This is a genomic window from Pseudohoeflea suaedae (genome assembly GCF_004354915.1).
In the GTDB taxonomy this organism is placed as follows: Bacteria; Pseudomonadota; Alphaproteobacteria; order Rhizobiales; family Rhizobiaceae; genus Pseudohoeflea; species Pseudohoeflea suaedae.
Map to the genome: position 1 here is coordinate 205497 of NZ_SMSI01000002.1, position 25947 is coordinate 231443.

Sequence of the window (25947 nt, forward strand, 5' to 3'; positions counted from 1 at the left end):
AACCTTGAATTTCCTGTAACGGCAGTCAGAAAAGCGGTGCGACGAAGGCATCCGCGCGACAATTCGGGAGACGATGATGTTCAAGGGTTCGATTCCGGCGCTGGTTACGCCCTTCACCCAGGCAGGCGCGGTGGACGAGGCTGCTTTCGCAGCCCATGTGGATCGCGTGATCAAGGCGGGAAGCCATGGTGTGGTGCCGGTCGGCACGACAGGCGAATCCCCCACGCTGAGCCATGCCGAACACAAGCGCATCGTCGATCTCTGCGTGGAAACCGTCGGCGGCCGGGTGCCGGTTATCGCGGGCGCCGGTTCGAACAACACGGTGGAGGCAATCGATTTCGCCCGGCATGCGGAGAAGGCCGGCGCGGACGCGATCCTCGTGGTCACTCCTTATTACAACAAGCCGACCCAGCGCGGTCTCCATGCGCATTTTTCCGCGATTGCCGATTCCACCTCGCTGCCGATTGTCATCTACAATATCCCGGGCCGTTCGGCTGTCGACATGTCGGTGGAGACGATGGCGGCGCTGGCACGCGACCACAAGACCATCATCGGCGTGAAGGATGCGACAGGCAATCTTGCGCGCGTGGCGGACCAGCGCCTGGCTTCCGGCCCGGACTTCGTGCAGATTTCCGGCGAGGACGCGACGGCTGTCGGCTTCAACGCCATGGGCGGCGTCGGCTGCATTTCGGTCACGGCGAACGTTGCGCCGGAGCTTTGCGCGCAGATGCAGGACGCCACGCTCGCGGGCGATTACGCCAGGGCGCTGGAACTGTCGGACAAGCTGATGCCGCTGCACAAGGCGATCTTCACCGAGCCCGGCGTTTGCGGAACCAAATACTGCCTCGAACGTCTTGGCCTCATGACCGGCACGGTTCGCTCGCCGCTGATCGAGGTCGGTCCGCAGACGGCTGCGCTGCTCGACGCGGCCATGGCACACGCGGGACTGAACATCTGATATGGCATCGCCACGCAAGGATACGGACCAGAACGGAAAGGTTGTCGCCGAAAACCGCAAGGCCCGTTTCAATTACGAGATCGAGGAAACACTGGAAGCGGGGCTGGAACTGACCGGCACCGAGGTGAAGTCGCTGCGCGAGGGGGCTGCGAACATCGCCGAATCCTATGCGTCCTACGAGGACGGCGAGATGTGGCTGATCAATTCCCATCTGCCGGAATACCTGCAGGGCAACCGCTTCAATCACGATCCGCGGCGCCGCCGGAAGCTGCTGATGAAGTCGCGGGAAATCGCCAAGCTGGCCGATGCCGTGGCGCGTGAGGGGCGGACCCTCATCCCGCTCAAGATCTACTTCAACAAGCGCGGCCGCGCCAAGCTCCTGCTCGCGCTCGGCAAGGGCAAGAAGCTTCACGACAAGCGCGAGACCGAGAAGAAGCGTGACTGGAGCCGCCAGAAGGCGCGGCTTATCCGCGAGCACGGTTAGAGCCGGCTCTAACCGAGATAATCTGCAACTCCGGCAAAGACACGCTCCAGCATAGCCGGCGTCAGCCTGCCGGTATTCACGTTGTAGCGCGAGCAATGATAGCTCGCGAATATCCGGATGCCGTCGATTTCCGAGGTGTTTGCGTGGCCAAAAGGGTGTTCGGCTGCGCGTGCATCCAACGCCCGGACGAGGCTGTCATGAGCGATCTTGCCCAGCGTGACGATCGCCCGGAGATTTGGCATGCCGGTCAGCGAAGCCTGCAGGAATGTCCTGCAATTCGCGATCTCCGCGCCTGAGGGGTGATTGCCCGGCGGCACGCAGCGAACCGCATTGGTGATCGCGGTGTCGATCAGCCTCAGTCCGTCATCCGGCCTGTTTGCAAAATCTCCCGCGGCGAAGCCGGACTTGATGAGTGTGGAGAAAAGGAGTTCGCCGGAGGCGTCTCCGGTGAAGGCGCGGCCGGTTCTGTTTGCGCCTTTCAGGCCCGGAGCGAGGCCCAGGACAAGGGTCTTGACGGAATTGGGACCGCACGGCGGATACCAGGTGGGAACCGGAGCGTTGAACCAGTCGGGATGCGCCTTGCGCGACCGCCTGACATAGGCACGCAGCCGCGGACATCGCGTGCAGTCGCGAGGCGGATCGGTCCGTTTCACCGGGCCATGCCGTCAGGCCCGGTCTCAGTCGTCGTAGAACTCGTCGTCTTCATCGTCGTTCGACTGGACGGGCGCCTGGCGTTGCGGGCGTTCGGAGGGATCGCGACCAACTTCCTTCTTCAGCGATACGAGATCGATGAAATGATCGGCCTGACGACGCAGATCGTCGGCGATCATCGGCGGCTGGGTGGCGAGCGATGAGACGACGGAGACCTTTCGGCCCTTTCGCTGCAAGGCTTCGACGAGGGTGGTGAAATCACCGTCGCCGGAGAAGATCACCAGATGGTCGACAACCTCGGCCTGTTCCATGGCGTCTATGGCGAGTTCGATATCCATATTGCCCTTGATCTTCCGGCGGCCCGATGAATCCGTGAACTCCTTGGCGGGCTTGGTCACGACCTTGTAGCCGTTATAGTCGAGCCAGTCGATCAGCGGGCGGATGGAGGAATATTCCTGATCCTCGATGAGGGCGGTGTAATAATAGGCCCTGAGGAGATAGCCCTTCGACTGGAAGGAGGAAAGCAGGCGCCGGTAGTCGATATCGAACCCAAGGCTCTTCGAAGCGGCATAGAGGTTCGCGCCGTCGATGAACAATGCGATCTTTTCGCGGGAATCGAACATAAAATGCTCCTGAAAAGGGTTTTCAAAAACGGCGAATTATAATGCCTATCTGGTTCATAACGCGCGACGCTGTACACGGTTGCGTGCCGGAAATATGTATTTGACCAAGTATCGATCGCAACGACGAGTGAGTGTGCCAACCCTTCGATAATGCCCGATTTTCAGATGCAAAAACAGATGTCATCGGCAAACGCACAAAGAATCGTTCATCAATGCGCCAATAATCGACCGTGACGACTTGAATTTGCCGCATATGCGGTTTATCGAGCACGTTCATCCTGAAAAAACCATTCAGAAGGACAGGCCATGGCCCGCGTCACAGTCGAAGACTGCATCGACAAGGTTGAAAACCGTTTCGAACTGGTGCTGCTTGCCAGCCACCGTGCCCGCCAGGTTTCCCAAGGCAGTGCGATTACGGTCGACCGCGACAACGACAAGAACCCGGTCGTCGCCCTTCGCGAGATCGCCGACGAAACCCTTTCGCCGGGCGACCTCAAGGAAGACCTCATTCACTCGCTGCAGAAGCACGTCGAGGTCGACGAGCCGGAACCCGATCATTCCAACCTCATCCCGGCCGAGCAGATGGTTGACGATTCCGTCCCCGCCGAAGCTGCTGCCGATGAGGGCGTTTCCTTTGCCTCGATGTCCGAGGAAGAACTGCTTGCCGGTATCGAAGGTCTCGTGCCGCCGGAAAAAAGCGACGATTTCTGATCGGATCCGGTTTCCGATCCAGACGAGAGAACTCGAATGCGCCGGCGGTAATCCTCGGCGCATTTTTCATTGACCGACCCTGAGGTGCGCCAGACATGATGCGTCAGTACGAGCTCGTCGAGCGCGTGCAGAAATACAAGCCTGACGTCAACGAGGCCTTGCTCAACAAGGCCTATGTCTATGCCATGCAGAAGCACGGCAAGCAGACGCGCGCCAGCGGCGATCCCTACATCTCGCACCCGCTCGAAGTGGCCGCCATCCTCACCGACATGAAGATGGACGAATCCACCATCGCGGTGGCTCTCCTTCACGACACGATCGAGGATACGTCGGCGACCCGTCAGGAAATCGACGAGTTGTTCGGCGAGGATATCGGCCGTCTCGTCGAGGGTCTGACCAAGATCAAGAAGCTCGATCTCGTCACCAAACGCGCCAAGCAGGCCGAGAACCTCCGCAAGCTCCTGCTTGCGATTTCCGACGACGTGCGCGTTCTCCTGGTCAAGCTCGCCGACCGTCTTCACAACATGCGGACGCTGGAGCACGTGCCCGAGCACAAGCGTGCCCGCATTGCCGAGGAGACGATGGACATCTATGCGCCGCTCGCCGGGCGCATGGGCATGCACGACATGCGTGAGGAGCTGGAGGAACTCTCCTTCATGAACCTCAATCCGGAAGCCTACGAGACGGTGGTCAAGAAGCTCGATCACGTCTCCGGCGCCAAGGAGAGCCTGATCCGGACGATCGAGACGGATCTCGCGGCGCTGTTTGAAGCGGAAGGCGTGAAGGCCAAGGTTCGCGGACGGCGCAAGAAGCCGTATTCCGTGTTCCGCAAGATGCAGTCGAAATCACTCTCCTTCGAGCAACTTTCCGACATTTTTGGGTTTCGCATCATCACCGAGACGACGGCGGATTGTTACCGTGCCCTGGGGGTCGTTCACACCCGCTGGCCCGTCGTTCCCGGCCGCTTCAAGGATTATATCTCGACGCCGAAGCAGAACGACTACCGCTCGATCCACACCACCATCGTCGGTCCGTCGCGGCAGCGCGTGGAGCTGCAGATCCGCACCCGCGCCATGCACCAGATCGCGGAAATGGGCGTTGCGGCTCATACGCTTTACAAGGATGGCGAGAGCGGCGAGGAGGCCCAGATCCGGACCCGGGATTCGCGCGCCTATGCCTGGCTTCGCCAGACGATCGACGCCTTGTCGGAAGGGTATAACGCCGAGGAATTTCTCGAGCATACCAAGCTCGAGCTCTTTCACGACCAGGTGTTCTGCTTCACGCCGAAGGGCCAGCTGATTGCGCTGCCCCGCGGGGCGACCTCGATCGACTTTGCCTATGCGGTTCACACCGATGTCGGCGATACCTGCGTGGGCTGCAAGATCAACGGCCGCATCATGCCGGTGGTCACCCGTCTCAACAATGGCGATGAAGTGGAGATCCTGCGGTCGGACAAGCAAGTCCCGCCTCCCGCCTGGGAAGAGGTCGTGGTGACGGGCAAGGCGCGCGCCGCGATCCGTCGCGCCACCCGCATGGCCGTGCGCAAGCAATATTCCGGCCTCGGTATGCGCATCCTGGAGCGCAGCTTCGATCGTGCCGGCAAGAAACTGTCCAAAGACGAACTCATGCCCGTGCTTCATCGTCTCGGCCAGAAGGAAGTGGAAGACGTGCTTGCTGCCGTCGGGCGTGGCGAACTGGCTTCCGAGGACGTGCTCAAGGCGGTCTATCCGAATTACCAGGAAGACCGCGTTGCCATCAAACAGGGCACCAGCGACGAAGGCTGGTTCAACCTGCGCAATACGGCGGGGCTGCTGTTCCGTCTGCCGGGCCTGTCACGGGCTCCCAAGACCACGGGCAGCCGTCGTAAGGGGCGCAAGAACGGATCGTCCGTGCCAATTCGCGGGGTCGACGACAATTCGATCGTGCAGTTCGGCGCCGGCGGCGCGGTGCCCGGCGAACGTATCGTCGGCATTCTGGAAGCGGGGAAGGGGATCACCGTTTACCCGATCCAGTCGCCGGAACTCACGAAGTTCGACGACGAGCCGCATCGCTGGATCGATATCCGCTGGGATATCGACGAAAGCGACCGGACCCGGTTTCCTGCCCGCGTCCTGATCACCGCGATCAACGCGCCGGGAACGCTCGCGGAAATCACGGCAGTCGTCGCCGACAACGACACCAACATCCAGTCGATGGAAATGAGCAAGGTCGCCAGCGACTTTACCGACATGAACTTCGAACTGCAGGTGTGGGACATCAAGCATCTGAGCCAGCTTCTCACACGGCTGAAGGCGCTCGACTGCGTCTCTTCGATCGAGCGCATCTACGATTGAAGCCGCGCGATTTGACGCTCAACAAATCCGGCCCCATTTACCAAGTGTTGTCATGGTTGCGCGATATTTCTCGACGGTGGGTCATGATGTTCCACCCCGATGTCTTAAGCTTGACACAAAGGGTTACATATACGGGACGCTATGCTTTTTCGCCGCCGCAAACCGCTGGGATTCTGGGGTAAGACCCGCATCGCGCTTTGGCCGTCGCGATCGTTTTCACGATCGGCTCGGTACTTCATCAAGCGCGTGCTGCGTCTGACCGCGACCCCGCATGCGATTGCAGCCGGCGTGGCGGCGGGGGTTTTCACCTCGTGCACGCCGCTTCTGGGCTTTCATTTCGTGATCTCCTTTGCCCTGGCCTATGTGATCGGCGGCAATCTGGTGGCAGCCGCCTTGGGCACCGCCTATGGCAACCCGATCTTCTTTCCCTTCATCTGGGCGATCACCTACAAGACCGGCAATTTCATTCTGGGTGAGGAAGGTGTCCGCGAGGGCCATCAGCTCAACTTGCACGCTCTGCTGAGGCATCTCGACATGAGCCAGATCTGGGATCCGGTGCTCAAACCCATGCTGATCGGCGCCATTCCGCTGGGCTTAGCTTCTGCGCTGTTCTTCTACGTGCTGACCTACTGGTCGGTGAAGACGTTCCAGGAAAGGCGGCGCGAAAGGCTTGCCAACCGGGCGAAAACGCGTCTAACCAATCTCTCCGGCAAATACCCGGCCTGAGGGGCGCGCCCCGCCGGAGGCCCGGCAGGAGACAGACTTGATCATCGGTATCGGCAGCGACCTCATCGACATCCGCCGCGTGGAAAAGACGCTCGCACGTTTCGGCAACCGCTTTACCGAGCGCTGTTTCACCGAGATCGAACGTACGAAGTCCGATCGCCGCAAGGAGCGCGCCGCTTCTTACGCCAAGCGCTTCGCGGCCAAGGAAGCCTGTTCCAAGGCTCTGGGAACCGGGCTGGCGCAAGGTGTCTTCTGGCGGGACATGGGCGTGGTCAATCTGCCGGGCGGCAAACCGACCATGGCTTTGACCGGCGGCGCCGCCGAACGGCTCGAGAAAATGCTGCCCGAGGGCATGACCGGCACCATCCATCTGACGATCACCGATGATTTTCCGCTCGCCCAGGCCTTCGTCATCATCGAGGCCTTGCCGCGGACATGACCGGCGCTTTGCTTCTGTGGTTGCCGTCGCGCCGTTCAGGGGATAGAGAAGGCCCGCTCGCGCAGCGTCTGTCGCGGGCCGTGATTGCCTTTATGGCCGGACGTTCATTCCCGGCCTGTTAGAGAAAGAGAACCGGCGTGTCGGAAAACACCAAATCCAGTTCGGGCGGATTGTGGGAAAACATCAAGGTCCTGATCCAGGCGCTGCTGCTGGCGCTCGTCATTCGCACCTTCCTGTTCCAGCCGTTTTCGATTCCGTCGGGTTCGATGATGTCGACGCTCCTGGTGGGCGACTATCTGTTCGTTTCGAAATTTTCATACGGCTATTCCAAATATTCCTTCCCGTTCTCGCCGAACCTGTTTTCCGGCCGCATCTGGTCGTCGGATCCCGAGCGCGGTGACGTGGCCGTCTTCCGTCTGCCCAGCGATCCGTCGGTCGACTACATCAAGCGCGTGATCGGCCTGCCGGGCGACCGCATCCAGATGCGTGACGGCGTGCTCTACATCAATGGTGAAGCCGTGCCGCGCGAACAGGTCGGCACCTACGAGCCGGAAGGCCGATACGAACGCGGCGAGCCGGTTCCGGTCTATCAGGAAACGCTGCCGAATGGCGTGACCTACAACACGCTCGATCTCAGCCCCAATTCGCCGGGTGACAACACGCGCGAATTCGTGGTGCCGGACGGTCACTATTTCATGATGGGCGACAACCGCGACAACTCGTCGGACAGCCGCTTTACGGTCGGCTATGTGCCGCTCGAGAATTTCGTGGGCCGCGCAACCTACATCTTCTTCTCGATCGCCGATGACGCGTCGCCACTCGAAATCTGGAAATGGCCGACCGATCTGCGCCTCGACCGGTTCTTCAAGTCGGCGCAGAAATGAGCGGCAGGTCGGGCGGACACAAGGATGCCGTGGCCGCCGTCGGCGAGCGCATCGGGCATCAGTTCACCGACATCGAAAGGGTCAGCCGTGCGCTGACCCATTCGAGCATCCGGGAAAAGGGTAACTACGAGAGGCTGGAATTCCTGGGCGACAGGGTGCTCGGGCTCGTGGTGGCAGAAATGCTGTTCGAAAATTTCGGCGAGGCGGATGAGGGGGAGCTTTCGGTCCGCCTCAACCAACTCGTTTCGGCCAAGGCTTGCGCGGAAGTGGCCGACGAGTTGGGCCTGCACGAATTCATCCGTACCGGCTCCGACGTGAAGAAACTGACCGGCAAGCGCATGGCCAATGTGCGCGCCGATGTCGTGGAATCGCTGATCGCCGCTCTTTATCTGGAAGGCGGGCTCGAGGCGGCCCGCAAGTTCATCGTCACCAACTGGAAAAGCCGCGCGCTGGATTCGGGCGCGGCCCGCCGTGATGCCAAGACCGAACTGCAGGAATGGGCCCACCAGAAATTCGGTGTCACGCCGTCCTACAAGGTAACCGGACGTACCGGCCCGGATCATGATCCGGTGTTTACGGTATCGGTCGAAATCAAGGGAACGAAGCCGGGCGACGGCCAGAGCCGTTCCAAAAGGGCAGCCGAACAGGAAGCCGCAACCGTGGTATTGATCCGCGAAGGCATCTGGACGGACGCCGGAGAGAACAAATGAGCGAAGACAACGACATCACCGAAACCGAAGGCAGCCAGGCCGACGAGCGGCCCACCCGCTCCGGGTTCGTGGCGCTGATCGGGGCCCCGAACGCCGGCAAGTCGACGCTGGTCAACCGGCTTGTGGGGGCGAAGGTCTCCATCGTGTCCCACAAGGTGCAGACGACGCGCGCCATCGTGCGCGGCATCGCCACCGTCGACCGGACCCAGATCGTCTTCGTCGACACGCCCGGCATCTTCTCGCCGCGCCGCCGGCTCGACCGCGCCATGGTGACGACCGCCTGGGGCGGTGCCAAGGATGCCGATATCGTGCTGGTGCTGATCGATGCGGAACGCGGGCTCGTGGGCGACGCGGCCAAATTGATCGAGGCACTCGACCAGGTTCATCATCCGAAGATCCTGATCCTCAACAAGGTCGATCAGGTCAAGCGCGAATCGCTTCTGGCGCTGACTGCTACCGCCAACGAGAAGGCCACGTTCGAGCGCACCTTCATGATCTCCGCGCTCGATGGTTCGGGCGTCGACGATCTGGCGAATTTCCTCGCCGAACGCCTGCCGGAAGGTCCGTGGTATTACCCGGAAGACCAGATCTCCGACCTGCCCATGCGCCAGCTCGCAGCCGAGGTCACCCGCGAGAAGCTCTATCTGCGGCTGCACCAGGAGCTTCCCTATTCCTCCCATGTCGAGACGGAACGCTGGGAAGAGAAGAAGGACGGTTCGGTCCGGATCGAGCAGGTCATCTATGTCGAACGCGACAGCCAGAAGAAGATCGTGCTCGGCAAGGGCGGGGATGCGATCAAGGCGATCGGTCAGGCCGCGCGCAAGGAAATCTCCGAGATCCTCGACCAGAAGGTCCACCTGTTCCTTTTCGTCAAGGTTCGCGAGAACTGGGGCGACGACCCCGAGCGCTATCGCGAGATGGGGCTTGAATTTCCCCACTGACGGCGCAAGCTCTCCATCATGGAATGGCGCGACGAGGGAATCATCCTCGGTTTGAGGAAGCACGGGGAAACCTCGGTAATTGCCGAGGTGATGACGCGTGGCCACGGCCGCCACATGGGCATCGTCAAGGGCGGCCGCTCGCGCCGCTGGCAGCCGGTGCTCCAGCCTGGCAACTCGGTCTCGCTGGTCTGGCGCGCGCGCCTCGACGAACATCTCGGACAATATCAGGTCGAGCCCACCGAAAGCCGTGCGGGGCGGCTGATGGAAAGCGCCGTCGGCGTGCATGGCGTTCAGGCGATGGCCGCGCTTTTGCGGCTTCTGCCGGAACGCGATCCGCATCCGCGGCTGCACGATGCCTTCGCCATCATTCTCGACAGTCTGGACGAACCTGACCAGGCAGGCGCGATGTATGTGCGGTTCGAGCTCGCGGTTCTGGAGGATCTCGGTTTCGGGCTCGACCTGACGCGGTGTGCTGCAACGGGGGACGCGCGCGATCTTGTCTATGTCTCGCCGAAATCCGGCCGCGCCGTGTCTGCCGGCGCCGGCGAGCCCTGGGCCGACAAGCTGCTGGGGCTTCCCGGCTTTCTCGCCACCCGCACCGATCCCTGCGCGAATGCGTCGGATCTGCGCGAGGCTTTTCGGCTGACGGGCTATTTTCTGGATCGCAACGTGTTCGAGCCGCGGGGGGTGCCACGTCCTGTCGCGCGCTCGGGCTTCGAGAGCGCGCTCGAAAGGCTCCTCGATGAACCGGGGACCGTGATCGCGGGGCAGGGCGGCTAGAATTTCAGGTCAGCCGAGGCGAGGTGTGCATGGCAAATGAGAGGTCTGGAAGCTGCCTGTGTGGCGCGGTGCGTTTTCGCATCCATGGCGCATTCGAGCACTTTTTCATCTGCTACTGCTCGCGATGCCGGAAAGGCAGCGGCTCTGCGCATGCGGCCAATATTTTTTCGGCCAGCGCGTCGATCGAGTGGCTCGGCGGCGAGGACAAGGTCCGCATCTTTCAGCTACCCGATACCCGCCACACGAAGTGTTTCTGCAGCGATTGCGGTTCCTCCCTGCCACTGGAAGAGGTGGATAGCGGCTTCATAATGGTGCCTGCGGGGGCACTCGACACGCCGGTCGACATCAAGCCGGACGCGCGGATTTGCTTTGCCAGCCGCGCGGAATGGGTCGACGAACTGGAGTGCACGGAAGTCGTCGACGGGTTGCCGGACTGACGGCCACCTCAACCAGGCATGCAAAAAGGGGCGCTCGTGGCGCCCCTTCGCTTGTCAGAGCCTCGACAGGCCTAGACGCCGATCTTGCCGCCACCCTGCTTGGTGATGGCGACGACGGCGGGACGGACCGGCATGTCGTCCTTGAAGTCGGGCCAGCGGGTGGCGGGCTTTTCAAAAGTCGCGAGCCCATCGTCGCCCGGATGCTGGACGGCCACGAAGAAGGTGGTCAGATCCGGTGTCGAGAGCGGACCGCACATTTCCGCGCCGACCGGAACGCGGAAGAACAGCTTCGACGTGCCGCGGGCTTCGCCGTCGGTATCGATAGCCCAGACACCGTCGGTGCGACCGGTTTCCTTGCCGGAGTTGCCGTCGGTTGCCACCCAGAGGCGGCCGTCGGAGTCGATGTTGCAGTTGTCGGGCATGCCGAACCAGCCGTTCTCGGTGGTCGCGGGGTTGAACGATGCACCGACATCGGCCACCGACGGATCACCGCATTTGAGCAGGATTTCCCACGTTGACCTGGTCGCCGCGAAATCGCCTTCCGGCTCGGTGATCTCGATGATGTGACCGAAAGCGTTGTCGGCGCGCGGGTTGGCCGCATTCTCGTCGCCCGGCTTGCGCTTGGTGTTGTTGGTGAGCATGCAATAGACCTTGCCGGTGACCGGGTTGGGCTGCACGTCTTCCGGACGGTCCATCTTGGTCGCGCCGAGCAGGTCGGCGGCGCGGCGGGTTTCGATGAGAATGTCGGCCTGGCTGGCAAATCCGTTCTCTTCGGTCAGGCCGTTCTCGCCGTGGACGAGCGGCATCCAGTCGACCGAGCCATCCTCGTTGAACTTGGCCACGTAGAGCGTGCCGTCGTCGAGAAGGTCCATGTTGGCGGCGCGGTCATCGGGATTATAGGTGGCTGCGGTCACGAACTTGTAGACGTAGTCGAACCGTTCGTCGTCGCCGCAATACATGACCACGCGGCCGTCCTTGTTGACGATGCTTTCCGCGCCTTCGTGCTTGACGCGGCCGAGCGCGGTGCGCTTTTTCGGCGTCGAGTTCGGATCCATCGGATCGACCTCGACCACCCAGCCGAAGCGATTCGGTTCGTTCGGCTCCTTGGAGACGTCGAAACGGTCGTGGTGCTTGCCCCAGTTGTACCAGCCGGCCGGAACGCCATAGCGCTCGTAATTGGCGGCTTCCTTGCTGTCGGCCGGCAATTCGCCGATGAAGTAGCCGTGGAAATTTTCCTCGGCCATGACATAGGTGCCCCAGGGCGTGACACCGCCGGCGCAGTTGTTGAGCGTGCCGAGGACCTTCTTGCCGGTCGCGTCGGCATTGGTCTTGAGGCGATCGTGGCCGGCAGCCGGGCCGGTGAGTTCCATCTCGGTGCCGACATGGATGCGGCGATTGTATTTGCCGTCGAGAACGGGCGTCCACTTGCCGTTCTCATCCTTGCGGATCTCCACGACGGTACCGCCGTGTGCCGCCATCTCGATGTCGACCAGATCCTTGGTCATCTCGCCGATGATGACCTTGTCCTTGCCGTCGTCGTCCTTGCCGACCGTGGCGAGGCCGGCGAACATGAGTTCCGGGTTGGTGTATTCGTGGTTGACCACCAGAAGGCCGTGATCGTCGGCGCCGTCGAGCGGGATGAAACCGACATAGTCGTTGTTGTAGCCGAACTGCTTGAGCTGGCTTTCCGGCGTCTGGTTCATCGGATCGAATTCGGGGCTGTCGGCAAACAGCTTGTCACCCCAGCGCAGCAGAACGTCGGCATCATAGCCTTCCGCCACGTGATGGGTTTCGTCGACACCGGCAGTCACTTCCTGGAAATTGAAGGCGGAGCCTGTCGCAGCGCGGGCCTCGCGTGCGGCGAGAAGGGCCACCGGGCTCACGGTCGCGGAAATCGCGGCCACGGCGAGCGAGCCGCCCATGAAGCCGCGGCGCGACAGCCGGCGGTTGATGACGTCGCCCATGGTCGGGTTGGTGGAGGTGTTGCGACCGACATCTTCTTCGGCTTCGCGGATTTCGGTAAGATTGACGAGGTCTTCGTCCTTGGCTTTGAAGTGCTCGTTCATGGCTGCATTCCTTCCGATCCATGACAGGGGATGGCGGCATACTGCTGACGGTCGATGACGGGCGTGTGACTGTTTCTACGCCTTGTTGAAAATCGGAAAAGGCCCCGGAATTCCGGGGCCTCTCGGGCGTCGCCTCTGCGCTGCGGCCCCTTAGTCGGCGGGGAGGTTGATCGTCGTGCCGACCTTCAGGTTGCCGGGATCGATGTCGGGATTGGCGTCGCGGATCGCTTCCCATCTGCTCCCGTCGCCATATCGGTCCCTGGCAATGTTCCAGAGACTGTCACCCGTCTTGATGGTGTAATCGCCCTTTGCATCCATGGTGCCGGCTTCCATCGATTTGTCGTCGGCCATTGCGGGCGTATCCTCCGTCGCCGGTTCGTCCGCGACCACGGCCGGTGGGGTGGACGACATGTCCCTGGAGGCGTCCATGGGCTCGGGCACCTTCACCTCCGCCTCGCCGGAGGGCGACATTCCGCTGCCGCCAGCCATGCCGCCCTCCATGGACTTGTCGTCCATGGCAGGTGCTTCGGAAGAGGCGCCTTCGCTCTCGACTTTCGGCGGTGTGGACGACATGTCGCTGGACGCGTCCATGGGTTCGGGAAGCTTGACCTCCGCCTCTGCTCCCGAGGCGGCCGACATGTTCTCGTCACCGTCCATATTGCCTTCTTCGGCCATGTCGGCCTTGTCGTCGCTCATGGCCGGTTCGTCGTCGCTGGCCATGGAAGGCTTCTCGTCGGCCGATGCGTCGTTTTCGCCTTCTTCGCCGGCGACGGCCTTGTCCACGGCCTTGGCGGCGTCCTCAGCCATTCTTTCCGCCTTTTCAGCGGCATCGCCGGCCATGTCAGCCGCGTCCTTGCCGGCCGATTTCAGCGCGTCGCCTGTCGCTTCCATGGCCTCGCCGGTTGCCTCGGCGGCATTACCTGCCGCTTCGCCTGCGGCATCAAGGGTATCATCGGCCGCATCGGCTGTTGCCTTCGCCGCATCCTCCACGGCAGCAGGCGCGGACTTGATCAGGTCCGTCGCGCCTTCCATGGATTCGGAAGCCTTGGTCTCATCCGACTGCGCTTGCGCGGCACCGGCGGCGAAGGTGAGTACGGAAGCGGTGATAAGAAGTTTGACGGTCAGCTTGTTCATTTGCTCCTCCAGCAGTGAACTGTCGACAGGCCGTTGCGGCCCGTTTCACCACTGAAGATAGGGCAGGAAAACCCGCCCTCAAGCAGAATGCGCGCGAGGACGGTCTGCCCTCGCGCGCATCAAAAGAAGGTCCGCCCGGAAGGGCGATCAGACGGTCTTGCGTCTCAGGGAGAACTGCGATCCGGTCGAGGAGGTGCAGTTGAGCTGGTCCGGCGTGGCCAGTGCGCAGTTGACGCGCGAGGTCGTGTTACGCACGAGCGAGGTCATCTCGATCTCGACGAGGCTCGGATTGATCTGGGTATAGTTGCCCTTGGCCAGCAGCGAGTTGGTGCCATCGGTCGTGCGGGTTTCGAAGCGACCGCCATAAAAGCTCGAGATGATACCGTTCGGATCGGTCCACTGGCCTTCCACCCCGGCCTGCTGAGGCGGCGGGTTGAAGCCGCCCGACGACGGGCCGTAGCTGACGGACTGGCAGGCTGCGAGGAAGAGCGGCAGCGCGGCCAGAGCGAGAAGTTTCGTGTGTTTCATGGCTTAGCCCCTATCCACGAGAATGCGGAGCAAGCCCCTGAAAAGGGGCTCGCATTTGCAAAACCATGCCGTGCAGTTGCGTCGAAAGCAAGGCTGCAAGCCTTGGAATATCCGAATATATTCAAATTCCGGTGGATGTTCGAACCAGCCGTCAGTGAACCAGGATATTGCGGAACTGCCAGGGATCGCTCTCGTCGATATCTTCCGGGAACAGGCCGGGACGATCGTTCAGCGGGGTCCAGTCGGTGTAGTGGCCTTCAACCGGTCCGAGATAGGGCAGCTGCACTTCCAGGCAGCGCTTGTAGTCCATCTCGTCGGCTTCCACGATGCCGGCATTCGGGTTTTCGAGCGCCCAGACCATGCCTGCGAGCACGGCCGAGGTGACCTGAAGTCCGGTGGCATTCTGATAGGGGGCGAGGTCGCGGGTCTGCTCGACCGAGAGGCGCGAACCGAACCAGTAGGCGTTCTTGTCGTGGCCGTAGAGAAGCACACCCAGCTCGTCGATGCCGTCGACGAGTTCGTTTTCGTCGAGCACGTGCATCTTGGGCTGAGCGTGGCCGCCATTGCCGAACATTTCGTGAAGCGACAGAACCGCGTCATTGGCCGGGTGATAGGCGTAATGACAGGTCGGGCGGTAGGTGACTTCGCCCTTCTTGTTGCGGTGGGTGAAATAGTCGGCGATCGATATGGATTCGTTGTGGGTCACCAGGAAGCCGTATTGTGCGCCCGGTGTCGGGCACCAGGTGCGCACACGGGTGTTGGCGCCGGGCTGTTCGAGATAGATCGCGGCCTTGCAGCCCTTCTTGTGCTTCTTGGCGTTTTTCGGCTTCCAGGTCTCGTGGGTGCCCCAGCCGAGTTCCGCCGGCTGCAGTCCTTCCGAGATGAAGCCCTCGACCGACCAGGTGTTCCAGAAAGTCTCCATCGGCTTCGGATCCTTGGCGCGCTGGGTGTCGCGTTCGGCAATGTGGATGCCCTTCACGCCGACCTTCTTCATGAGCTTGGCCCAGCCTTCGCGGTCGTTGGCGGCGGGCTCTTCGAAGTCAATGCCGAGATCCTTGGCGAGATTGACCAGAGCCTGCTTGACGAACCAGGAGACCATTCCGGGGTTGGCGCCGCAGCAGGAGACGGCGGTGGTGCCGCCCGGGTTCTTGCGGATTTCCTCGCGCACGGTTTCGCGCAGCGCGTAGTTGGTGCGCGACGAATTGTCGGCCTCGGTGTCGAAATAGAAGCCGAGCCACGGCTCCACCACGGTGTCGACGTAAGGCACGTCGATTTCGCGGCACAGGCGCATGAGATCCAGCGACGAGGTGTCGACCGACAGGTTGACGCAGAAGCCCTGGCCTTCGCCTTCGGTGAGAAGCGGGATCAGAAGGTCCTTGTAGTTCTCCTTCGTCACGGCTTCGCTGATGAAGCGCACGCCATGCTGTTCGGCGATCTTGGCGTTGTCACCTTCGGGATGCGGGTCGATGATGACCATGCGGGACTTGTCGAACTTGAAATGGCGCTCGATGAGGGGAAGCGTTCCCCGGCCGATCGATCCAAATCCGATCATGACGACGGGACCGGTGATCTCTCCATAGACGGGGTATTCTTGATCGGCCATTCGTTTCGCTCCTGTATAGGCTTGCACGCGCGGGTGCGCGCGGCGGCTTAAACATATTTCCCTGTCACAATAAAGGGAAAACGCCGCAGTGCTAGTTTGTTCCGGTCGCTATCTTGCCGAGAAGTTTGACGAAAGTGTCACGACGGCCCGTCATCGCCTTGTAGGCGAGCTCGTCGTCCCGCATCGCGTCAAGCTGTTCGGCGAGGATTGACGCCCTGGCGCGGCCGTCGGCTGATTTCTCCAGCTCGGAAAGCGGCGTGACGGTGATGAGGATGGTGAAGAGGATATCGCCGCTGCCGGGCAGCAGGGTGAGGGTCTGACGTTCCTCGCGCAGAAAGCTTGCCGCCGGCTGCGCACTGTCAGCACCATCTCCCGCGTGTGGCTCGGGGTGGAACAGCTTGTCATCGCCGTAGATCGACCAGTTGCCGCGCAGAACCGGCGCCTCGGGCTTGAGATTGTCGAATATGCGCTCGACCAGAAGCGCCTTTCGGGTGCCGTGCGAGAAACCCGGGACCGGTTTGTGGATCGCGGTTATCGGGCGCCTGAACTTCTCGGCCAGCCGCCAGGACGAGGGGAAGGAGAGGGAGGCCGCGGCCAGCCGCCACCCGTCCTCGCCACGGCGCATCAGCACCAGATCCTCCGCGCACAGCCAGGCCGCGGTCAGAAGCGGCGCATCACTGCCTTCAAGCTCGACCGGTGTTTCCATGCCTTCGATACGGATCGACCCTTCCTCACGGCTGAAGCGGTCGGGGGAGTGTGCCGTCTGCCAGTTCGCGACCCGCTGCAGGGTTTCTTCCTGCGCCGCGCGGGTGCCCGGCTCGGCGACAAACACCCTGTCAGGCCTTTCGGCATGGAGCCTGTGCTTTTCCGCCAGATAATCCGGCAGGCGGTCACTTGCGATGAGCCAGGGGCGCTCCCCGAGTGGCGACAGGCCGATGGCGAAGGGGGTTGCCGGCCATGCTTCTCCCATCAGCCGGGATCGACAACGAGTTCGGCCGGGATCAGCCCGCGCAGGGAATTGCCGACGAAGACCTTGCGACCGCCTTCGAGATCGGCGGGTGTGAGGACGCCGTTCGTCGCCTTGCGCTCGCGGATCAGTTCGCCGCGCAAGATGCCCGGCAAGACGCCGGAGGAGAGCGGTGGCGTGAGGAGGAGACCCTCCGGGCCCTCGACGAAGAGGTTGGTGATGGTCCCTTCACAGACTTCGCCGCGCTCGTTGAGGAGCAGAACCTCATCGGCGTCCTCCGGCGTGAATTCGGCGCGGGCGGCGTCGTAGGGTTCGCGCCGCGTCGTCTTGTGGCGGTAGAGCGTGTCGCTGGAATCGAGCCTCGCGGCCACGGCGATGCGGAGCCGCCAGATCGTGCCTTCGGGAACCGGCATGAACGGCGCTGTCGTGACTTCCACCTTGCCGCGGAAACTCGAGACCAGACGAACGCGCAACGGGACGTCGCCCGAGACTGCGTCCTCGAGCGCATTCATCGCCTTTACCGGCAGGCGGAAGCCGAGGGCGTCCGCCGAGCGCGACAGCCGCATCATGTGACGCTCAAGGCGGACGAAACCGGAATCCGGTTGCCAGAGCATGGTCTCGATCAGGGAAAATTCTGTCGGTTCGTTGCGCGCAGCGCGCTTCGGTCTGGCCATCGTGTTCGCCACAACTGGAATCGCTATGGGACCGCATTCAAGACTGTGATCGCGGTTTTGGGAAGGCGAATTATTACGGCGCGCGCTTCTCGACAACAGGCCAGGCGATGTTACGCAACAAATCCTGCAAAGCGGGCCTTGAGCAGCGCTTCCTCATATTCGGCGCGAGCGTCTGAATCGAGCACGATACCGCCACCGACATTGAAGACGGCGCGACGGTTCTCAAAAAGGCTCAACGTCCGAATGGCCACGGAGAAGCGCATGGTGCCGCCAGGCGCAATGAAGCCGATGGCGCCGCAATAGGCTTCGCGCGGTTTCCGCTCCAAATCGTGCAGAATGCGCATGGCCGAGATCTTCGGTGCGCCGGTTATCGAACCGCAGGGGAAGAGGGCGGCGAAGATGTCGCGAATGCCAAGATCGGGCAGCAGCCGCGCGCGCACGCGACTGATCATCTGGTGCAGCGTCGGATAAGTCTCGACCTCGAAAAGCGAGGGCTCGTGAAGCGTACCCGTTCGGGAAATCCGCGAAATGTCGTTGCGCAGAAGATCGACGATCATCCGGTTTTCCGCCAGCGTCTTTTCCGAGCTGCGCAGCAGTTCGATCTCGAGCGCGTCGGCCGCAGGATCCGTGCGGCGCGGCGCCGTCCCCTTCATCGGATGGGTCTCGACAAAGCCTTCCTCATCGACACGAAAGAAGAGTTCGGGCGAACGGGAGACGATTGCCGGTCCGTCGAGCTCGATACAGGCGCCGTAGCGCACGGGCTGGCGCGCGGTCAGTGCGTCGAAGAGTTCCAGCGGCCTGCCGTCCCAGCGCGCCCGGATCGGAAAGGTGAGATTGGCCTGGTAGATATCGCCCTGCATGAGATGGCGGTGCAGGCGGTCGAAGCGGTCCTTGTAGGTCTTGAAATCCCACTCTGGCGCGAAGTCGCGAAGCTGTGCCTCGCGATCCGCGGCAGGGCGGATCAGTTCGGGATGGTCCCGCTCGTCAACGGGCGCATCGAAAATGCCGAAATTCAGGAGTGGCGTTGCGAGCGTGTCGCCCGACAGGTCGGCGAGCGCCGGTTCGAGATGGTAGCCGGCCTCATAGGCAAGATAGCCGGCTGACCAGAATCCGTCCCGCCGGGCCTCTTCCAGCCTGTCGAGCGCGTGCGCCAGTTCGGCGCCGGTTCTGGCGACGAGAATTTCCCGCGGCTCGGCGAACAGCGTCGAGCGCGCCTGCAGGTCATCGCGGAACAGAACGTAGCGGCGGGGCGGCATGGGCGGAAGGACTGGATGGCCGTCAGGCATCCAGCCGTTCGATTTCGTCGATGAAGCCTTCGAGCATGCCGAGGCCGCGCGCCCAGAATTCCGGGTCCGAGGCGTCGAGGCCGAAGGGGGCGAGAAGCTCCGAATGATGCTTCGACCCGCCGGCCTTCAGCATGTCGAAATAGCGGTCCTGGAAGCCATCCGGCGTCTTTTCGTAGACGGCATAGAGCGAGTTGACCAGGCAGTCGCCGAACGCATAGGCGTAGACATAGAAGGGCGAGTGGATGAAGTGCGGAATGTAGGCCCAGAAGGTCTCGTAGCCTTCCGACAGGTTGACCGCGGGGCCGAGGCTCTCGGCCTGAACGTCCATCCAGAAGCGGCCGAGATCTTCCGACGTCAGTTCGCCCTCACGGCGGGCCGTGTGGACCTTGCGCTCGAACTGGTAGAACGCGATCTGGCGGACCACGGTGTTGAGCATGTCCTCCACCTTCTGGCAGAGCATGGCCTTGCGCTCCCGCGGATCGCGGGTTTCGGCCAGCAGCCGGCGGAAGGTCAGCATTTCGCCGAAGACGGAGGCGGTTTCGGCCAGCGTCAGGGGGGTGGACGCCATCAGCGCGCCCTGGCCGCCGGCGAGAACCTGGTGGACGCCGTGGCCCAGTTCGTGGGCGAGGGTCATCACGTCGCGCGGCTTGCCCATGTAGTTGACCAGCACGTAGGGATGCGCCGAGGGAACCGTCGGATGCGCGAAGGCGCCCGATGCCTTGCCCGGGCGCACCGGCGCGTCGATCCAGTTCTGACGGAAGAAACGGCCGGCAATCTCGGCCATTTCGGGTGCAAAGCCGTGATAGGCCTTGAGAACGGTTTCCTCGGCCTCGCTCCAGGGGATGACGCGCTTGGGCGTTTCGGGAAGCGGCGCGTTGCGGTCCCAGAATTCGAGCTTGTCGAGGCCGAGCCAGCGTGCCTTCATCGCGTAATAGCGGTGGGAGAGACGCGGGGCAGCCTCGGTGACTGCCTCAACCAGCGCATCGACCACCGGGCGCTCGACGCGGTTGGCCAGGTGACGGCTGTCGGCGATGTCCTCGAAACCGTGCCAGCGGTCGGAAATTTCCTTGTCCTTGGCCAGCGTGTTGGTGATCAGCGAGAAGGTGCGGATGTGCTTTCCGAAGGTTTCGGACAGCACCTTCGCGGCCTTGTGGCGGGTTTCGCGGTCGGGCTCCTGGAGCAGCGACAGCGCCGGCTCGATCTGCAGTTCCTCGCCGTCGACGTTGAATTTCAGCGAGGACATGGTCTCGTCGAAGAGGCGGTTCCAGGCCGCATGCCCGGTGATCGACTTTTCGTGGAAGAGCTTTTCGATCCGGTCCTCCAGCTGGTGCGGGCGGTCGAGCCTCAGATCGAGGATCCATGGCTTGTAGTACGCGGCCTTTGCGTCGTTGGCCAGGCAGGTTTCCACCAGCTTGTCATCGAGCCGGTTGAGTTCGAGCGGGAAGAACAGAAGGTGCGAGGAAGCGTCGGTGATCGCGCCCTGGGCATCGCCGTAGAATTTCGCCGCAGACATGTCGGTGGTGTCCGAGAAGTAGTTCAGGCCCGCGAACGACATGATGCGGCCCATGACCTCCTCGATCTCCTCGAAGCGTGCGATCGCCGCGCCGAGACCATCGCCGCCTGTCAGTGTCGCCGCATCTGCAAGCTTGCCGGCCCACTGCGCTTCAAAGGCCTTCGCGTCATCGGAGACGGCAGCGATGTCGGCCTTCAGGGAGGGATCGGAAATGCCGTCATAGAGATCGGCGAGGTTCCAGCCGGGGAGATCGCCGAGTTCGGCAGCTGCGCCGCCCCGTACCTCTGCATGCGCGATTTGGTGACGGCTCCAACCGTATTTCATCAACCGGTCCTTTCGGGCTCTAGGTCGTCATTCATAGCCAGTTCGGGCCCAATTCGGGCACCTGTCGGGTTGTGGGGCACTGAAACCTAAAATGCAATCGTTTCCGGCAATCGTGCTTTCAGGCTTTTGTGCCACGATGCTTCAAAACAACACAACGGTGCCGGCCGATCCCGGTTCAATGCAATCTCCGCAATGATCTTTGCGTGGAAGGGAGACATTATGTCTGCTCGTATACTTATCGTTGACGACGATCCTGTTCAGCGCCGCCTGCTGAAAGGGGCCGTCGAGCGCGCCGGCATGACGGCCGATGCCACGGACGATGGAACCAAGGCTGTCAAGCTGATAGCCAATGCCGAAGAACCTTACGACGCGGTGGTTCTCGACCTCGTCATGCCGGGCATGGACGGGTTGTCCGTGCTCGCCTGGATGGCGGAGAACGGCCACGGCACGCCGGCCATCGTGCAGACCGGCCTCGGCGGCATCGAAACCGTGGTGAAGGCCATGCGCGCCGGCGCGTTCGATTTCGTGGTCAAGCCGGTTTCGCCGGAGCGTCTGATCACCGCGATCGGTCATGCCCGCAAGGCAGGAACCAAGGAGCGAGCTTCGGGCGGTGGCGTGAAGATCACCGGTGGCTTCGCCGACATCGTCGTCGCGAGCCCCGCCATGGACCGTATCCTGTCGCTCGCCAAGCGCGCGGCTGCCTCCGACATTCCGGTCGTTCTCGAAGGGGAGTCCGGCGTCGGCAAGGAAATGATCGCCCGCGCCATCCAGATGGAAAGCGCCCGCCGCGCCCGGCCCTATGTCACGGTCAACTGCGGCGCCATTCCCGCTTCCCTGGTCGAGAGCATCCTGTTCGGTCACGAGAAGGGCGCCTTCACCGGTGCCGTCGACAACCATACCGGCAAGTTCGTGGAAGCCGATCGCGGCACGTTGTTCCTCGACGAAGTCGGCGACCTGCCGCCGGAAGTCCAGGTCAAGCTGCTGCGCGCCGTGCAGAGCGGAGAAATAGAGACCGTCGGCGCGCGCGACGTTCGCAAGGTCGATATCCGCCTGATCTCGGCGACCAACAAGGATCTGATCGAGGAGGTCAAGGCCGGGCGTTTCCGCGAGGATCTGTACTACCGTCTCAACGTGTTCCCGATCCATGTTCCGGCGCTGCGTCAGCGGAAGGAAGACATTCCCGAACTCGCCCGCCATTTCGTGCGCCGATACGCGCAATCGACCGCCCGGTCGCCGCATATCAATCTGGCTCCCGAAGCGCTGGCGCTTCTGACCGCGCACGACTGGCCCGGCAATATCCGCGAACTCGAGAATGCAGTTCATCGCGCCGTGGTGCTGTGCGAGACCGAAACGCTCGGCGCCGACCTGTTTCCCCAGATCGCGGCCCAGATGCCGGGCTATGACCTCGCATCCCGCCGTCATTCGGGTGCGCTGGAAGAAATGTCGTGGGTCCCGTCGATCGAGTTCGATCCGGTCAAGGATCAGGGGCCGGCCATGATCGGCTTCGAAGACCAGGGAGCGGTCCAGACCCATGAACCGGAAGGCGCTCTGAACGCCATCGCCTCCAACGGCCAGATACGTCCGCTGGCGGAAGTGGAAGAGGAGCTGATCCGTTTCGCGCTCTCATTCTACGACGGGCAGATGAGCGAGGTGGCACGGCGGCTCGGCATCGGGCGGTCGACGCTGTACCGCAAGCTCAAGGATTATGCGATCGATCCCGGCAAGCCGCTGAAGACGGCGGCGTGAAGATCGGCGGTTGATCTCGATTGCGTCGAATATCGAGAAAATTGCACGGCGGGCCTTGTCGAAGGTCCGCCGTGATCAATTTCTGTAAAAAACGATTACCGGGTTGACTTAGTTCATATCTCCTTAGGAGGTTGTTTACTATAAAACGATCAGGTTCAGCTTGCTGGACGAGGGTCGCAGGAGAGGCGGTTTGCCATTGTGTTACCGCATTTCTCGCTCATAGAGCGCTGCAAGATCCGCGTTGCCGGGGGCGGAACAGGCAACTGTCAGGACAATCGGGAAAGCCAACTTGAACGCAGGTTACACTTCCAGATACGGCCAGACGGCCCCGCAAGGCCGCACCCGCAGCCTCTCCCTGGCGCGCAATCTCGCGGCCGCCGTTTTCTTCGCGCTTGCTTTCCAGGCCGCCTTCAGTTCTGCCGCGCAGGCGGAAACCCGCTCGCTCAAGCTCTACTACACGCATACCGGTGAGAAGGCCGAGATCGTCTTCAAGCGCAACGGACGTTACGATCAGGCCGGTCTGAACAAGCTCAACCGTTTCCTGCGCGACTGGCGCCGCAACGAGCCCACCAAGATGGATCCGCGGCTTTTCGATCTCATTTGGGAGGTCTACAGGCAGACCGGCTCGCGCAACTACATCACCGTCATCAGCGCCTATCGTTCGCCGGCCACCAACGAGATGCTGCGCCGGACACGCGGCGGCCAGGCGAAGAAGAGCCAGCACATGCTCGGCAAGGCCATGGACTTCTTCATTCCCGGCGTGAAGCTCGCCACGCTGCGCGAGATCGGCATGAGAGTGCAGGGCGGCGGCGTCGGCTACTATCCGAAGTCGGGCTCGCCATTCGTTCACCTGGATGTCGGCTCGGTGCGCGCCTGGCCGCGCATGAGCCGCCAGGAACTGGTGAAGATTTTCCCCGACGGCAAGACCATGCACCTGCCGCCGGATGGAAAGCCTTTGCCGAAATACAATCAGGCGCTCGCCGAGTACAAGGCGCGTGGTGGTGGTGCGATTACCTCCGGCGGCGGCTCCTCCGGCTCGAAGGGCGGCGGCAACCTGCTTGCTGCGCTGTTCGGTGGTGGTGACGAGGACGAAGGTGACGATTCCGCACCGGCAACCGCAGCCGCTCCCGTGCCTGCGCCTTCAGCGCCGCAGACCGCCGTTGCAGCGCTGCCGGGTATCGACGCGCCGGTGCCGGGCGAAGCGCCCGCGCTGATCGCCCAGCTGCCCGTCAACGCACCGCTTCCCGTTTCCCGTCCGTCTCTGACGCCGGAGATCAGCACGGAGACTGCACTCGTCGCTCCCCAGGCCACCGTTCCGGCCCAGGAGCAGGTCAATGCATTTGCCGCCGCAGCCGCGGCTGCCGTGCCGGGTGCGCCTCTGGCTGCAAACGCTGCAGCCGTTCCGGATCTTGCATCGCTTTCAGTGCCGGTGCCGCAGCTTCTCGCCGATCGCGCCGTGTTGCCGGAAATTGCCGCGTCGGACGCCACGCAAGTTGCCGCCGTCGATACGGCCACGCTGACGACGGATGCTTTCGTTCCGCTGCCGATCCGCCGTCCGGGTGACTGGGACGCCGGCGGCGCGCAACTGACTGCCGAAGTCGCGGAAACGCCGGCCATGCCGAAACTCGCGGTGACGACCACCGAGACCGATTCCCCGGTCGAGCTTGCCTCGCTCGCGCCTGAAGCCTCGGCCTTGCAGGGTGGCCGTATCGCCGAATCCTTCGCCCCCGCCGCGAAGCCTCGCAAGGGCGCTCGCCCCGGTGCCGACGATGCGGGCAGGGGACAGATTTCGACGCGCACGACCGCGCCCAAGCTCACCGAGAAGATCATCGCCGGATGGGCACTGGATCGCGATCGCGCAGCGAGGGAAACGTCGGATCCGGCCAAGGTTCGCGGCGAACGCTTCGTCGCCGATCAGCTGAAGGTGGCGCCGAGGGAAGTGTATGCCGAAGGTTTCGTCCCCGACGGGGGAAGCCAGCCGCACAACAGGTTCACCGGATCGGCCGTCCATTTCATCCAGGTCGCCCGCTTCGGTCCGTCGAGCTGATACGAGACATTTCACGCATGACAAAAAAATAGCCCGCCGATCCGGCGGGCTATTTGATTTGAGGCGGTACTGCGCCAGGCGGTACTGCGCCGGCCTTATTCGGACTCGCCATCCTGCGGATCGAGCGCCATGCCGAGCGCGTGCAGGTAGGTGTCGAGAATCGCCTCGTGTTCGAGACGCTCGTTCTGATCCTGCTTGCGGATCGCAACGACCTTGCGCATGACCTTCACGTCATAGCCCATGGCCTTGGCTTCACCGTAGACATCCTTGATGTCGTCGGAGATGGTTTTCTTTTCTTCCTCGAGCCGTTCGATCCGTTCGACAAAGGCACGAAGCTGGTCCCGGGCGACTCCGCCGGCATCGGACATGGTACTCTCCTTGAAGGTTTTGAGACGTGGCAGACACCTGCCTCATGGATGGTCACGGGGTCAAGCGGGAAGTCGCCAAATCCGCAAATTCGACTGCCGGACCGTGAGGAACCCGGCCGGCCTCCTACATCGGAAGCGGGGGATTGTCGCAATCGGCGCGGCTGGCGTGCACGAGGGTCTGGTGCAGTTCTGAACGGGCGTTGAGCCTTTCGAGGATGGGGACGAGGCGCTCGACCCATGCGGCGATACCGGCCTCGTCGCCGATCAGATCCTGGCGGACCTCCAGAAGCGCGTGCGGACGGCCCCTGGCGGTGCAGTGACGATACATGCAGTCGTTCTTCAATGCGCCGTCATAAGGCTCGTTGTCGCCGACGACGAGCGCAGGATCCTGCCTCAGGAGTTCGAGAAAAGGAATGACCGCGCGCGGATCGGAATCCCACAACAGGCCGGCGTGCCACGGACGCGCATATTGCTTCCAGTAGGGTGTGAAGGAGTGGATGGAGATAACGAGGGCGGTTCGTCCGGAGGCTTCCTCGACCTGCGCAATCGTATTTTCGACGGCGCGATGATAGGGGCGATGCCAGTTCTCGAGCCGCCTTTCCCGCTCGCTTGCGGTGAGCGGGTGATTGGCGGGAATGATTGCCCCGTCCGAAAGCTTCATGATCAGCGTCGGATCGTCCTCGCCGCGATTTGGATCGATCAGCAGGCGCGAGAAAGTGGACATGACGGCCGGCACGCCGAGCCGCTCTGACAGTCCGCGCGTCAAACTCTCCACGCCTATGTCGTAGGCGATGTGGCGGGAGAAGGCGCTGCCGGGGAGGCCGAGAGTCCCATAGGGTTCAGGCACGACGTTCATCGCGTGGTCGGCGAGGAGCACGAGCGCGCTGGTCGAATCACCGGGGAGAATTTCGAAGCTTTGAGGCATGGCGGAGCATCTTTTCTATCTTTGCATCCATCGCATGGAGAGGCGGGCGTGACAACGCTGACGTATCGGCAGCCCGCAATCAGTGGGCA

General features: G+C 62.5%; 25 protein-coding genes. 13 read left to right on the forward strand and 12 right to left on the reverse strand.

Annotated features, from left to right (window positions below; all coding sequences use genetic code 11):
* The first annotated feature begins 76 nt into the window (after positions 1-76).
* The gene (gene dapA / locus E2A64_RS11005) at positions 77-958 is read left to right on the forward strand and encodes a 4-hydroxy-tetrahydrodipicolinate synthase (RefSeq protein WP_133284543.1); all 882 of its coding nucleotides are present in this window, start codon (positions 77-79) and stop codon (positions 956-958) included.
* 1 nt (position 959) lies between these two features.
* A complete protein-coding gene (gene smpB / locus E2A64_RS11010) occupies positions 960-1442 on the forward strand; it encodes an SsrA-binding protein SmpB (RefSeq protein WP_133284544.1) in 483 nt (160 codons plus the stop codon).
* Between the two features lie 8 nt (positions 1443-1450).
* On the opposite strand, the gene E2A64_RS11015 is transcribed toward smpB, so the two are convergent.
* Together E2A64_RS11015 and E2A64_RS11020 are read right to left on the reverse strand one after the other, a co-directional pair.
* Positions 1451-2095, reverse strand: a complete 645-nt coding sequence (locus E2A64_RS11015) for a uracil-DNA glycosylase (protein ID WP_133284545.1) — start codon at positions 2093-2095, stop codon at positions 1451-1453.
* A 24-nt stretch (positions 2096-2119) separates the two neighbouring features.
* The gene (locus E2A64_RS11020; protein ID WP_133284546.1) at positions 2120-2716 is read right to left on the reverse strand and encodes a LabA-like NYN domain-containing protein; all 597 of its coding nucleotides are present in this window, start codon (positions 2714-2716) and stop codon (positions 2120-2122) included.
* A gap of 306 nt (positions 2717-3022) precedes the next feature.
* Between E2A64_RS11020 and rpoZ the strand changes: the two genes are divergently transcribed.
* From rpoZ to E2A64_RS11065, 9 genes are all read left to right on the forward strand, one after another.
* Entirely contained in the window at positions 3023-3427 is a 405-nt protein-coding gene (gene rpoZ / locus E2A64_RS11025; protein WP_133284547.1) for a DNA-directed RNA polymerase subunit omega, read from the forward strand.
* Positions 3428-3522: 95 nt separating this feature from the next.
* Positions 3523-5760, forward strand: coding sequence for a RelA/SpoT family protein (locus E2A64_RS11030; protein WP_133284548.1), 2238 nt, complete (start codon positions 3523-3525; stop codon positions 5758-5760).
* Between the two features lie 141 nt (positions 5761-5901).
* Complete coding sequence (locus tag E2A64_RS11035) at positions 5902-6486, forward strand: DUF2062 domain-containing protein (RefSeq protein ID WP_133284549.1); 585 nt, start codon at positions 5902-5904, stop codon at positions 6484-6486.
* A gap of 37 nt (positions 6487-6523) precedes the next feature.
* Entirely contained in the window at positions 6524-6925 is a 402-nt protein-coding gene (acpS, locus tag E2A64_RS11040; RefSeq protein ID WP_133284550.1) for a holo-ACP synthase, read from the forward strand.
* A gap of 137 nt (positions 6926-7062) precedes the next feature.
* Complete coding sequence (lepB, locus tag E2A64_RS11045; protein ID WP_133284551.1) at positions 7063-7809, forward strand: signal peptidase I; 747 nt, start codon at positions 7063-7065, stop codon at positions 7807-7809.
* A complete protein-coding gene (gene rnc, locus E2A64_RS11050) occupies positions 7806-8519 on the forward strand; it encodes a ribonuclease III (protein ID WP_133284552.1) in 714 nt (237 codons plus the stop codon). The genes lepB and rnc overlap by 4 nt, the downstream gene beginning before the upstream one ends.
* Positions 8516-9460 (forward strand): GTPase Era, encoded by a 945-nt coding sequence (era, locus tag E2A64_RS11055; protein ID WP_133284553.1) that lies wholly within the window; start codon positions 8516-8518, stop codon positions 9458-9460. The genes rnc and era overlap by 4 nt, the downstream gene beginning before the upstream one ends.
* A gap of 18 nt (positions 9461-9478) precedes the next feature.
* Positions 9479-10240, forward strand: a complete 762-nt coding sequence (gene recO / locus E2A64_RS11060) for a DNA repair protein RecO (protein WP_133284554.1) — start codon at positions 9479-9481, stop codon at positions 10238-10240.
* A 29-nt stretch (positions 10241-10269) separates the two neighbouring features.
* Positions 10270-10677, forward strand: coding sequence for a GFA family protein (locus E2A64_RS11065; protein WP_133284555.1), 408 nt, complete (start codon positions 10270-10272; stop codon positions 10675-10677).
* A 71-nt stretch (positions 10678-10748) separates the two neighbouring features.
* Here the strand turns inward: E2A64_RS11065 and E2A64_RS11070 are convergent, their stop codons facing one another.
* From E2A64_RS11070 to E2A64_RS11105, 8 genes are all read right to left on the reverse strand, one after another.
* On the reverse strand, positions 10749-12743 hold the full coding sequence (locus E2A64_RS11070) for a PhoX family protein (RefSeq protein ID WP_133284556.1): 1995 nt from the start codon (positions 12741-12743) through the stop codon (positions 10749-10751).
* A 150-nt stretch (positions 12744-12893) separates the two neighbouring features.
* Entirely contained in the window at positions 12894-13877 is a 984-nt protein-coding gene (locus tag E2A64_RS11075; protein WP_133284557.1) for a LysM peptidoglycan-binding domain-containing protein, read from the reverse strand.
* A gap of 147 nt (positions 13878-14024) precedes the next feature.
* Positions 14025-14405: an outer membrane lipoprotein Omp10 gene (gene omp10 / locus E2A64_RS11080; protein ID WP_133284558.1), complete on the reverse strand. Its 381-nt coding sequence runs from the start codon at positions 14403-14405 to the stop codon at positions 14025-14027.
* Between the two features lie 151 nt (positions 14406-14556).
* Positions 14557-16008: a homospermidine synthase gene (locus E2A64_RS11085; RefSeq protein ID WP_133284559.1), complete on the reverse strand. Its 1452-nt coding sequence runs from the start codon at positions 16006-16008 to the stop codon at positions 14557-14559.
* A 91-nt stretch (positions 16009-16099) separates the two neighbouring features.
* Positions 16100-16978 (reverse strand): heme-dependent oxidative N-demethylase family protein, encoded by an 879-nt coding sequence (locus E2A64_RS11090; protein WP_133284560.1) that lies wholly within the window; start codon positions 16976-16978, stop codon positions 16100-16102.
* Complete coding sequence (locus E2A64_RS11095; RefSeq protein WP_133284561.1) at positions 16978-17649, reverse strand: aminotransferase class IV family protein; 672 nt, start codon at positions 17647-17649, stop codon at positions 16978-16980. The genes E2A64_RS11090 and E2A64_RS11095 overlap by 1 nt, the downstream gene beginning before the upstream one ends.
* 110 nt (positions 17650-17759) lie before the next feature.
* Positions 17760-18905: an aminodeoxychorismate synthase component I gene (locus E2A64_RS11100; RefSeq protein ID WP_133285031.1), complete on the reverse strand. Its 1146-nt coding sequence runs from the start codon at positions 18903-18905 to the stop codon at positions 17760-17762.
* A gap of 22 nt (positions 18906-18927) precedes the next feature.
* On the reverse strand, positions 18928-20772 hold the full coding sequence (locus E2A64_RS11105; RefSeq protein WP_133284562.1) for a M3 family oligoendopeptidase: 1845 nt from the start codon (positions 20770-20772) through the stop codon (positions 18928-18930).
* 219 nt (positions 20773-20991) lie between these two features.
* Between E2A64_RS11105 and E2A64_RS11110 the strand changes: the two genes are divergently transcribed.
* Both E2A64_RS11110 and E2A64_RS11115 read left to right on the forward strand, forming a co-directional pair.
* Positions 20992-22518, forward strand: a complete 1527-nt coding sequence (locus tag E2A64_RS11110; protein ID WP_133284563.1) for a sigma-54-dependent transcriptional regulator — start codon at positions 20992-20994, stop codon at positions 22516-22518.
* Positions 22519-22873: 355 nt separating this feature from the next.
* Positions 22874-24565, forward strand: coding sequence for a peptidoglycan L,D-endopeptidase MepK (locus E2A64_RS11115; RefSeq protein WP_133285032.1), 1692 nt, complete (start codon positions 22874-22876; stop codon positions 24563-24565).
* A 95-nt stretch (positions 24566-24660) separates the two neighbouring features.
* Here the strand turns inward: E2A64_RS11115 and E2A64_RS11120 are convergent, their stop codons facing one another.
* Positions 24661-24933, reverse strand: coding sequence for a DUF2312 domain-containing protein (locus E2A64_RS11120; RefSeq protein ID WP_133284564.1), 273 nt, complete (start codon positions 24931-24933; stop codon positions 24661-24663).
* 124 nt (positions 24934-25057) lie between these two features.
* On the reverse strand, positions 25058-25858 hold the full coding sequence (locus E2A64_RS11125) for an N-formylglutamate amidohydrolase (RefSeq protein WP_133284565.1): 801 nt from the start codon (positions 25856-25858) through the stop codon (positions 25058-25060).
* Between the last annotated feature and the right edge of the window lie 89 nt (positions 25859-25947).

What these genes read in the sequence shown, in the direction of transcription:
- dapA (WP_133284543.1), top strand. Translation starts at nt 77, where the DNA reads ATGTTCAAGGGTTCGATTCCGGCGCTGGTTACGCCCTTCACCCAGGCA.
- smpB (WP_133284544.1), top strand. Translation starts at nt 960, where the DNA reads ATGGCATCGCCACGCAAGGATACGGACCAGAACGGAAAGGTTGTCGCC.
- E2A64_RS11020 (WP_133284546.1), bottom strand. Translation starts at nt 2,716, where the DNA reads ATGTTCGATTCCCGCGAAAAGATCGCATTGTTCATCGACGGCGCGAAC.
- rpoZ (WP_133284547.1), top strand. Translation starts at nt 3,023, where the DNA reads ATGGCCCGCGTCACAGTCGAAGACTGCATCGACAAGGTTGAAAACCGT.
- E2A64_RS11030 (WP_133284548.1), top strand. Translation starts at nt 3,523, where the DNA reads ATGATGCGTCAGTACGAGCTCGTCGAGCGCGTGCAGAAATACAAGCCT.
- E2A64_RS11035 (WP_133284549.1), top strand. Translation starts at nt 5,902, where the DNA reads ATGCTTTTTCGCCGCCGCAAACCGCTGGGATTCTGGGGTAAGACCCGC.
- rnc (WP_133284552.1), top strand. Translation starts at nt 7,806, where the DNA reads ATGAGCGGCAGGTCGGGCGGACACAAGGATGCCGTGGCCGCCGTCGGC.
- era (WP_133284553.1), top strand. Translation starts at nt 8,516, where the DNA reads ATGAGCGAAGACAACGACATCACCGAAACCGAAGGCAGCCAGGCCGAC.
- recO (WP_133284554.1), top strand. Translation starts at nt 9,479, where the DNA reads ATGGAATGGCGCGACGAGGGAATCATCCTCGGTTTGAGGAAGCACGGG.
- E2A64_RS11065 (WP_133284555.1), top strand. Translation starts at nt 10,270, where the DNA reads ATGGCAAATGAGAGGTCTGGAAGCTGCCTGTGTGGCGCGGTGCGTTTT.
- E2A64_RS11070 (WP_133284556.1), bottom strand. Translation starts at nt 12,743, where the DNA reads ATGAACGAGCACTTCAAAGCCAAGGACGAAGACCTCGTCAATCTTACC.
- E2A64_RS11075 (WP_133284557.1), bottom strand. Translation starts at nt 13,877, where the DNA reads ATGAACAAGCTGACCGTCAAACTTCTTATCACCGCTTCCGTACTCACC.
- omp10 (WP_133284558.1), bottom strand. Translation starts at nt 14,405, where the DNA reads ATGAAACACACGAAACTTCTCGCTCTGGCCGCGCTGCCGCTCTTCCTC.
- E2A64_RS11085 (WP_133284559.1), bottom strand. Translation starts at nt 16,008, where the DNA reads ATGGCCGATCAAGAATACCCCGTCTATGGAGAGATCACCGGTCCCGTC.
- E2A64_RS11090 (WP_133284560.1), bottom strand. Translation starts at nt 16,978, where the DNA reads ATGGGAGAAGCATGGCCGGCAACCCCCTTCGCCATCGGCCTGTCGCCA.
- E2A64_RS11095 (WP_133284561.1), bottom strand. Translation starts at nt 17,649, where the DNA reads ATGGCCAGACCGAAGCGCGCTGCGCGCAACGAACCGACAGAATTTTCC.
- E2A64_RS11100 (WP_133285031.1), bottom strand. Translation starts at nt 18,905, where the DNA reads ATGCCGCCCCGCCGCTACGTTCTGTTCCGCGATGACCTGCAGGCGCGC.
- E2A64_RS11105 (WP_133284562.1), bottom strand. Translation starts at nt 20,772, where the DNA reads ATGAAATACGGTTGGAGCCGTCACCAAATCGCGCATGCAGAGGTACGG.
- E2A64_RS11110 (WP_133284563.1), top strand. Translation starts at nt 20,992, where the DNA reads ATGTCTGCTCGTATACTTATCGTTGACGACGATCCTGTTCAGCGCCGC.
- E2A64_RS11120 (WP_133284564.1), bottom strand. Translation starts at nt 24,933, where the DNA reads ATGTCCGATGCCGGCGGAGTCGCCCGGGACCAGCTTCGTGCCTTTGTC.
- E2A64_RS11125 (WP_133284565.1), bottom strand. Translation starts at nt 25,858, where the DNA reads ATGCCTCAAAGCTTCGAAATTCTCCCCGGTGATTCGACCAGCGCGCTC.